At 44.8% G+C, this 7,344-nt stretch carries 7 protein-coding genes; 4 read left to right on the top strand and 3 right to left on the bottom strand.

Going from position 1 to position 7,344, the window contains the following annotated elements; genetic code table 11:
- Positions 1-135 precede the first annotated feature (135 nt).
- Together ACKFKF_RS33690 and ACKFKF_RS33685 are read right to left on the bottom strand one after the other, a co-directional pair.
- Positions 136-639 (bottom strand): universal stress protein, encoded by a 504-nt coding sequence (locus tag ACKFKF_RS33690; protein WP_446871732.1) that lies wholly within the window; start codon positions 637-639, stop codon positions 136-138.
- Between the two features lie 132 nt (positions 640-771).
- The gene (locus tag ACKFKF_RS33685) at positions 772-1,299 is read right to left on the bottom strand and encodes a universal stress protein (protein ID WP_446871731.1); all 528 of its coding nucleotides are present in this window, start codon (positions 1,297-1,299) and stop codon (positions 772-774) included.
- 338 nt (positions 1,300-1,637) lie between these two features.
- Here ACKFKF_RS33685 and ACKFKF_RS33680 point away from each other — a divergent pair, with 338 nt between their 5' ends.
- From ACKFKF_RS33680 to ACKFKF_RS33670, 3 genes are all read left to right on the top strand, one after another.
- A complete protein-coding gene (locus ACKFKF_RS33680; RefSeq protein ID WP_446871730.1) occupies positions 1,638-2,963 on the top strand; it encodes a PhoH family protein in 1,326 nt (441 codons plus the stop codon).
- Positions 2,964-3,063: 100 nt separating this feature from the next.
- Complete coding sequence (locus tag ACKFKF_RS33675; protein ID WP_446871729.1) at positions 3,064-3,297, top strand: hypothetical protein; 234 nt, start codon at positions 3,064-3,066, stop codon at positions 3,295-3,297.
- Positions 3,298-3,512: 215 nt separating this feature from the next.
- Complete coding sequence (locus ACKFKF_RS33670) at positions 3,513-3,836, top strand: toxin-antitoxin system HicB family antitoxin (RefSeq protein WP_446871728.1); 324 nt, start codon at positions 3,513-3,515, stop codon at positions 3,834-3,836.
- A 146-nt stretch (positions 3,837-3,982) separates the two neighbouring features.
- Here the strand turns inward: ACKFKF_RS33670 and ACKFKF_RS33665 are convergent, their stop codons facing one another.
- On the bottom strand, positions 3,983-4,207 hold the full coding sequence (locus tag ACKFKF_RS33665; protein ID WP_446871727.1) for a hypothetical protein: 225 nt from the start codon (positions 4,205-4,207) through the stop codon (positions 3,983-3,985).
- Positions 4,208-4,240: 33 nt separating this feature from the next.
- On the opposite strand from ACKFKF_RS33665, the gene ACKFKF_RS33660 reads away from it, so the two are divergent.
- Complete coding sequence (locus tag ACKFKF_RS33660; RefSeq protein ID WP_446871726.1) at positions 4,241-7,210, top strand: SMEK domain-containing protein; 2,970 nt, start codon at positions 4,241-4,243, stop codon at positions 7,208-7,210.
- The last annotated feature ends 134 nt before the right edge of the window (positions 7,211-7,344 follow it).

Raw genomic sequence — 7,344 nt, 5'->3', positions numbered from 1 at the left:
GGTCGCTTCGAGTTACCCGCAAGGGGTCGCTTCGAGTTACCCGCAAGGGGTCGCTTCGAGTTACCCGCAAGGGGTCGCTCACTTCAGTCTAGATCACGAGCCTAAATCCTGCTCAACCTAATCCGAAGCTCTCGTTCAGGATTGTGTTGCAAAAGCCATTTTAGACGTATTCATCACAAAATCCTCACACGATTGATTTTGCATAATCGCCGTTGAGCAAAAGCTATTCGCTGCTACGTGTCGACTAACGCTGCCAAGTGTAGTTTGATGGGTGTCTATTGCATCTCTTCTGCCCATCACAATTAAATCAGCGCCCCATTGATGAGCCAGTTCACAGATTTTTTGGCCCGGATCTCCGAGTGGTTGAGCAATATCAGCAGATACGCCCGCAGCATTGGCAGTTCTGTAGAGCGATCGCAGTTCTTCTAAGTCACTCTTTTGACAGCGTTGCCATTCCAGATTATTTTCTTCGGCGTGGCTGATATCGTTTGCCTGAACAAGATTAGAGTGACGACCTTCCGGCAAAACGTGTAGCAGCAGTAATCTTGCGTTTGTGGTTTTTGCCAGTACGATCGCCGCGTTAATCAACGACTCATTACGTTGGGGATTGTCTAATGCGACTAAGATTCGTTCAAACATCTGTCATCTCCATGATATTTTTGACGTGATAGTTTTGAATTGAATAAACTGACGTAAATTTGACAAGTTTTTTCGCTGCGATGTTCAAGTCTTTTGCCCCTCAAGCTGCCAATTTTGGAGAACTTAAACAGGTCAACCTTGTAACACAGCCTTGTCTTGCCGAATTTCAGACTCAATTGGGAGGGGTTTCTGCACGGTCAAAACTGAACAAGGGGCATGATGAAGCACATAATTGCTGACACTGCCCAAGAAAAATTCACCCAATCCGCTGCGACCTCGACGGCCCACCATAATCAAGTCAGCTCCCCAATTTCGAGACGCTTCACAAATCACACGACCCGGATCGCCAAGGCTCTGAGTAAATTCGGCTTTGACTCCCGCGCGGATGGCTTCTTCGGTTAGCGATCGCAGCAATTCTACGCCCTCTTGTTCTAACTTTTTCCACTGGTCGAGACACGCCTGCATCGTTGACTGATGAATGCCAGGGTAAACACCAGCGATACCGGGATACGCAATTCCAGGATACGCTTCGTCAAAGGGAGAGAGAACGTGTAACAACATCAAAGCCGCATCATTGGATTTTGCAAGGGCGATCGCTTCTTCAAAAATCTGGCGATCAAATTCAGATTGAGCAACCGCAACCAATAATTTGTGAAACATTGCGTCCACCTCATTGAGTAAACTCATCCTCGTTATACAAAAACAATTTGAGAAACTTGTGAGGAACGGGCACTTGCAAAAAATAGCTATTTGCGAATCCCACGTAGAAAAATCTTCTGAATTTGTAGCGAATCATACTAATCGTTGCAAACTCAGGCTGAAACTCATTTTTTATCGTCCCGCTTTTGTGTCACGATCGCTAAACGTCATTAAGTGCGATGTCTTTCAAGATCTGCTGCACTGAGATCAAATGGCGCGATTAGACCCGATGCAGCGCAGATTCCATCTGTTCCCTGCGTTTCCTGTGAGATTGTCCGCTTATTTTTGAGAAGTGCTTCATGAAAAAAACCTTCGTCCTCGATACGAATGTCCTGCTTCACGACCCCAGTGCAATTTTGCGATTCGAGGATAACGATGTCGTGTTGCCGATCACGATTATCGAAGAGTTAGACCGCTTCAAAAAACAGCCCGAAGTGACGGGACGAAACGCCCGCCAAGCCTCCCGCACCCTCGACGAACTCCGCCAAAAAGGGCATCTCACCAAAGGGATTTCTCTCGACAATGGCGGCTCGATTCAAGTAGCGCTGTGCCATCGAGAAACGCTGCAAGAACTACCACCAGAGCTAGAAGGCGATCGGGCTGACAATGCCATTTTGGCCGTCGCGTTAGAACTGATGCGCCAGTGTGAATGTCCTGTCGTCATGGTCAGCAAAGACATTAATTTACGCATCAAAGCCGACGCATTAGGACTGATTGCCGAAGACTACAAAACCGACAAAGTGGATGTCGATGATCTCTACACAGGTATCACAGAAGTCGTGGTTGAAGGCGAAGACATCGATCGCCTCTTTCAACAGGGTGCGATCGGGCTGCCTCAACCGTTTTTTCCTAATCAGGCGTTGACGCTAATCGATGCGGCTCGACCGAACCATACCGCTTTAGCGACGATCGAGGGGAAAAGTGGCAAAGTGGTGCCGATCGCTAAGATGCCTCGCTCTGGCATTTCTCGAATCAACCCCCGCAACCGTGAACAAAACTTTGCCCTCGATTTGCTGCTACGCGACTCAGTTTCTCTGGTGACGCTGGTCGGTAAGGCTGGCACAGGGAAAACCTTGTTGGCGATCGCCGCGGGTCTGCAAAAAGTTGCGGATGAGAGAATCTACAGTCGGCTGGTGATCTCTAGACCTGTGGTGCCGATGGGGAAGGACTTGGGCTATCTGCCAGGAGACATTGACGAAAAATTGAATCCCTGGATGCAGCCGCTCTACGACAATTTCGATCTGATTTTTGGCACTCAAGATCCGTCTGGCAAACCGAGCCACTGGCGACGCGGCCACGAAGAACTGATCGAACGTGGACTGCTACAAATCGAGCCTCTGACTTACATTCGCGGTCGGACAATGCCCAATCAGTTTCTCATTGTCGATGAGGCGCAAAATCTGACTCCTCATGAAGTCAAAACGATTTTGACCCGCGCTGGCGAAGGGACGAAGGTAATTCTCACGGGCGACCCTGATCAGATTGACAATCCTTATGTAGACGCTGCCAGCAATGGCTTGACTTACGTGGTGGAGCGATTTAAAGAAGAAGCGATCGCAGGTCACATCACTTTATTAAAAGGAGAGCGATCGGATTTAGCCGATCGGGCCGCCATTTTGCTGTAAGCGGTGATGCAAAAAGATAGGTGACTTGAGTGTATGGAGCGATCTCTTCGAGTTACCCGCAAGGGGTCGTCGAGGCTCAGAGCTTGAAGGATAAAGTAATTTGCTCAACGTTCCGAGTTCTGAGCTTCGCTTGCTCAATACACGAATATTTATTTCTCTTGGCGACCGGACTTCTCCAGATGCAGGTGACGATTTGGTCGTTGATTGTGCGATGAATGCAGGCGCGATCGTGGTTACGTCTAAGAGGATGTTTGAAAAGTATAAAAAGTTGCTTCGCTTCGCTGCCATTCCGCCCGTGATTCAAAATCACGGTCTATCAGGGAAAGTCCACTAAAGGGACTGAAGCGCTTGTCGTGATTGGTTCCAACCCGTTTAAACGGGTTTTGCTCTGCTAGCCCGGAATTGCATTCACGGGCGAGTGATGCCATGAACGACAACTTTTCAAACATCCTCTAATATTCGAGATTTTCAAAGTGCTAAAGAGTCGTTAGGGCTGCCTGTTTTGACCCCTGTACAATTTGTGAACCTGTTAGCATCAGGAGAAAAGCTATGAGCCGATTAACCTTGAGACTCCCTGAAACGTTGCATCAACAGCTTGCTCATCTCGCTGAGTGCGAAGGCGTATCGCTGAATCAGTACATTGTTTACGCATTGACTCGTCAGGCAGCGTTGGCTCATACGATTCAGGTGGTTTCTAAAGCGGATATTGAACGGCAGCAACAGGCATTTCAGTCATTAATAAAGCAGCTAGGGCAAGCTTCGTCTTCTGAGATTGAGTCTGTGTTGGCGACACGCGAACAAACTGAGCCAGAAGCAGAACTGAGTGCAGATGTCGCCGATCGCCTCCAAGAACGCATCCGAAAGCGGGCATGACCACCATCTTCCTGTAAGCCGTGATTTAGAAAATAGCGGGATGATTTGACTTGAAAGGTCGATCTCTTCGAGTTACCCGCAAGGGGTCGTTGAGGCTCAGAGCTTGAAGGATGAAGTAACTTGCTCAACGTTCCGAGTTCTGAGCTTTATTTATGGAGCAAAAAGGGTGAAGTTTCGAGTTTCAAGGGCGAAGCTTCGAGCAAAAAGGGTGAAGTTCCGAGTTCTGAGGGCGAAGCTTCGAGTTCTGAGGTCAACATTCCGAGTTCTGAGGTTGAAAGGTGAGGATGGGAGGGCGATCGCTTTTTGAAATAGCTAAAATACTTACTGTAAGCAGGAAAAAGATGGCACTGTTCAATTTCGCGGCGTAGCAAGCTTCCAGAAAGTATTTTAGATTGAGGCAATTGATGAGACGCGAAATTTCACTAAAACGTATCACTGAACTGATGTCTCGCTTCGAGTTCCAGATTGGGTGTGAAGCGTCATTAGGCAAGACAGATCTCAACAAAGCGTCTGAAACAATACTAATACCTTTACTCAATGAAGTATACGGTTGGGAATTGAGAAATATCAACGATGTTGAGGGTAATAACAATTATCCTGGCATTGACTTATTCGACGAAACGTCGAGAATTTCCATTCAAGTTACGGCCACTGCTGGAATGAAAAAGATTACAGACACTTTAGAGCAATTCATTAAAGAGAAACATTATTTAAGGTTCGATCGACTAATTGTCTTTATTTTGAAAGATAAGCGGTCTTCTCCTTACTCAGCTTTAGAAGTTAAGAAAGTTAATAACATTATTCAAGGCAAGTTTAGTTTCGACACTAAAAAAGATATTTTGGATCGTGTCGGCATCGTCAAGCAGGTTAATGGTTTTGAGCAAATTGATAAAGTACTTAAAGTTGAAAAAATTTTAGAAGCAAACTTCGCTGGAGAAGGACTAATTTCAGCTTCGTCAGTCAGCCTAGAACAAGAAATCGACTGGCAGGAAGTTTGTCGCGGGTCATTGAAGCACTGGAAAGATTTAACTACGAATGTCTTAACAAGGGGTAATGGAGTTCGCTTTCAACTGAATGATATGTTTGTGCCGCTGGGTTTGGTGGAACGATCGCAGAAAACAAAGCATCGCTGTGACAGGGGTTTTCCAGCACAAGGCTCGGAACTGTATGAGGAGAAAATTACACCCATCAGTCAGGATGATTTTTTTGAACAAGTGCTTCGGCAACGGCAAAGCAACAACAGTCAGGGAAAGCGTATTGCAATTATTGGTGAGCCAGGAGCCGGAAAAACAACACAGCTTCAGAAAATTGGGGACTGGATTCTAGAGAAAACTGATGGTATTCCTATCTGGATTCCGCTTACAGCACTAGGTGAAAAGTCGCTAGGAGAGTACCTGCTGAACAATTGGCTGAAAACTGTGACTCAGGAACTGGAAGTTTCACAACACTGTCGGGATAAACTGAATCAACTGTTGAAAACCGGAAAAGTCTGGTTGTTGCTGGATGGGGTAGATGAAATGACAGTTGCTGATGCGCTCCATCAGGTTGCAACTCAGATTAGTGAAGGGTGGTTGCAGAATGTGCGCGTGGTGTTGACCTGTCGGTTAAATGTGTGGGATGCGGGAAAGAATGCGCTCGATCGCTGCTTTGATGTATACCGAAACCTAGATTTTGATTACCCAGGCGAGGTGCATCAGTTCATCGATAAATGGTTTGCAACTGAATCAGAACTCCAGCTAAAGCTTAAATCAGCTTTAGAACAACCTGGTAAAGAACGCATTCGGGATATGGTGAAAAATCCATTGCGGCTGACGTTGCTTTGTTATAGTTGGCAACTCAGACAAGGAGAACTCCCAGAAACGAAAGCTGGACTGTATGAGTGGTTTGTGGATACATTTTATGAATGGAACAAAGGTAAGGTTCCAGTAAAATTGAATTTGGCAAAACGCTCAGAATTGAACCGCGCCTTGGGAGAACTGGCTAAAGAAGCCATTGATCAAAAATCTTCTCGCTTTCGGCTACGTGAAAGGTTTGTCAATCAGTTTCTAGGCGATGCTAATGATGAAGACTCCCTATTCTATCTGGCTCTCCAACTTGGATGGCTTAATCGCATTGGTGTTGCAGAAGAGAATCCTCTTGAAGATGTATATGCCTTCTTTCATCCTACATTTCAGGAATATTTTGCAGCGTTGGCGATCGATGACTGGGATTATTTTTTGCCTCATAACCATGAAAATAAGCCAGTAAAAGGTAAGAAGTATCGAATCTTTGAAATTCAGTGGAAAGAGGTTATTCTACTCTGGATTGGGCAGGAGAGAATTGATAACCGATACAAAGATGAGTTGACGGCTAAGTTAGCTAGTTTCGATGATTCATGCGGTCAATTCTATAGCCATAGAGCTTATTTTTTGGCTGGAGCAGCAATCTCTGAGTTCAAAGGCTTTAGAGAGGAGAAACGTTTAATTGCAGAAATAGCTCAAATTTGGGCACATTATTATTCCAGTTATTATGACGACAAGGAGAATATATACATACTCAATAGATATTATAGTGACGATGCCAAGGAAGTAATACGGCAAGCACCGTCCTCATATGCAATTACTGCTTTAACGAGTTTAATAATTAATCCAACATCTGAAATTACAGATTTTATTAAAGTCGAACTGATAGAGATGTTGTTAAAGATCAATCCTGGTAACTTTGAAGCTTTAAGCGTCTTAGAAATTTTACTTGGTTCTTCTGAAACAGGAGTCAAAGAAAGGGCTGCTGATCTTCTAAAGATCAAAAAGATGGATGACTCCATAAAGGAAATTTCAAGTAAGGCCTCGATAACTATAATGAAAGCGCTCAAAAACGAGTTTGGCGAGGAAGTCTGCTTGCCGGATGTCATTATTAGGAGTCTTGATTCTCTTAGAGATGAATATCGACTCGCTGCTGAAGAAGTTCAGGTGTACGAGGATTCTGATACATTAATCAACGAGCTTATCAAGAGTCTTCAAAAGAATGCTTCCTCTACTAGGGCAACATTGGATAAAATTAGGAAGACTAAAGTTGGCAACCAGAAAGTTGCTATCGACTTAATTAGATTAATAGCTGATCACCAGCAAAATACATCTTGGTCTTTTCAGACTAATGTTGTTTCCTGCTTAAAACAAATTGTCAATGACGAATTGTACTTCTCAGTTTCTCAAGAGCTTTGTAGGCTTCTTAAGCAACAGGTTCTATTTTGGCCGCAGGCGAATTATAAAGAAAAAGTTTGCTACGAAATTCTCTATGAATTTACTCTACATTGTGCCCAGAACATGAGCTATCCAAAATTCTATCTGGCGTGGCATAGTTCTTCCATTACTGATGCTGAGTCACATACAGGATGAACACGATCGCTCTTCACAAAGAACACAATTTTTGAACTCAAGGAGAAGTCGTAATGAATCCTCACCGCTCAACCAACATAGATACAGCATTTTTCAAGTAGATGTAGTACGATTAACTAGTCAGTGTCAGTAGA

The sequence above is a fragment of the Phormidesmis sp. 146-12 genome, assembly GCF_052939495.1.
Note: the sequence above shows the minus strand (reverse complement) of the source record. Positions and strands in the feature narration are given on the sequence as shown.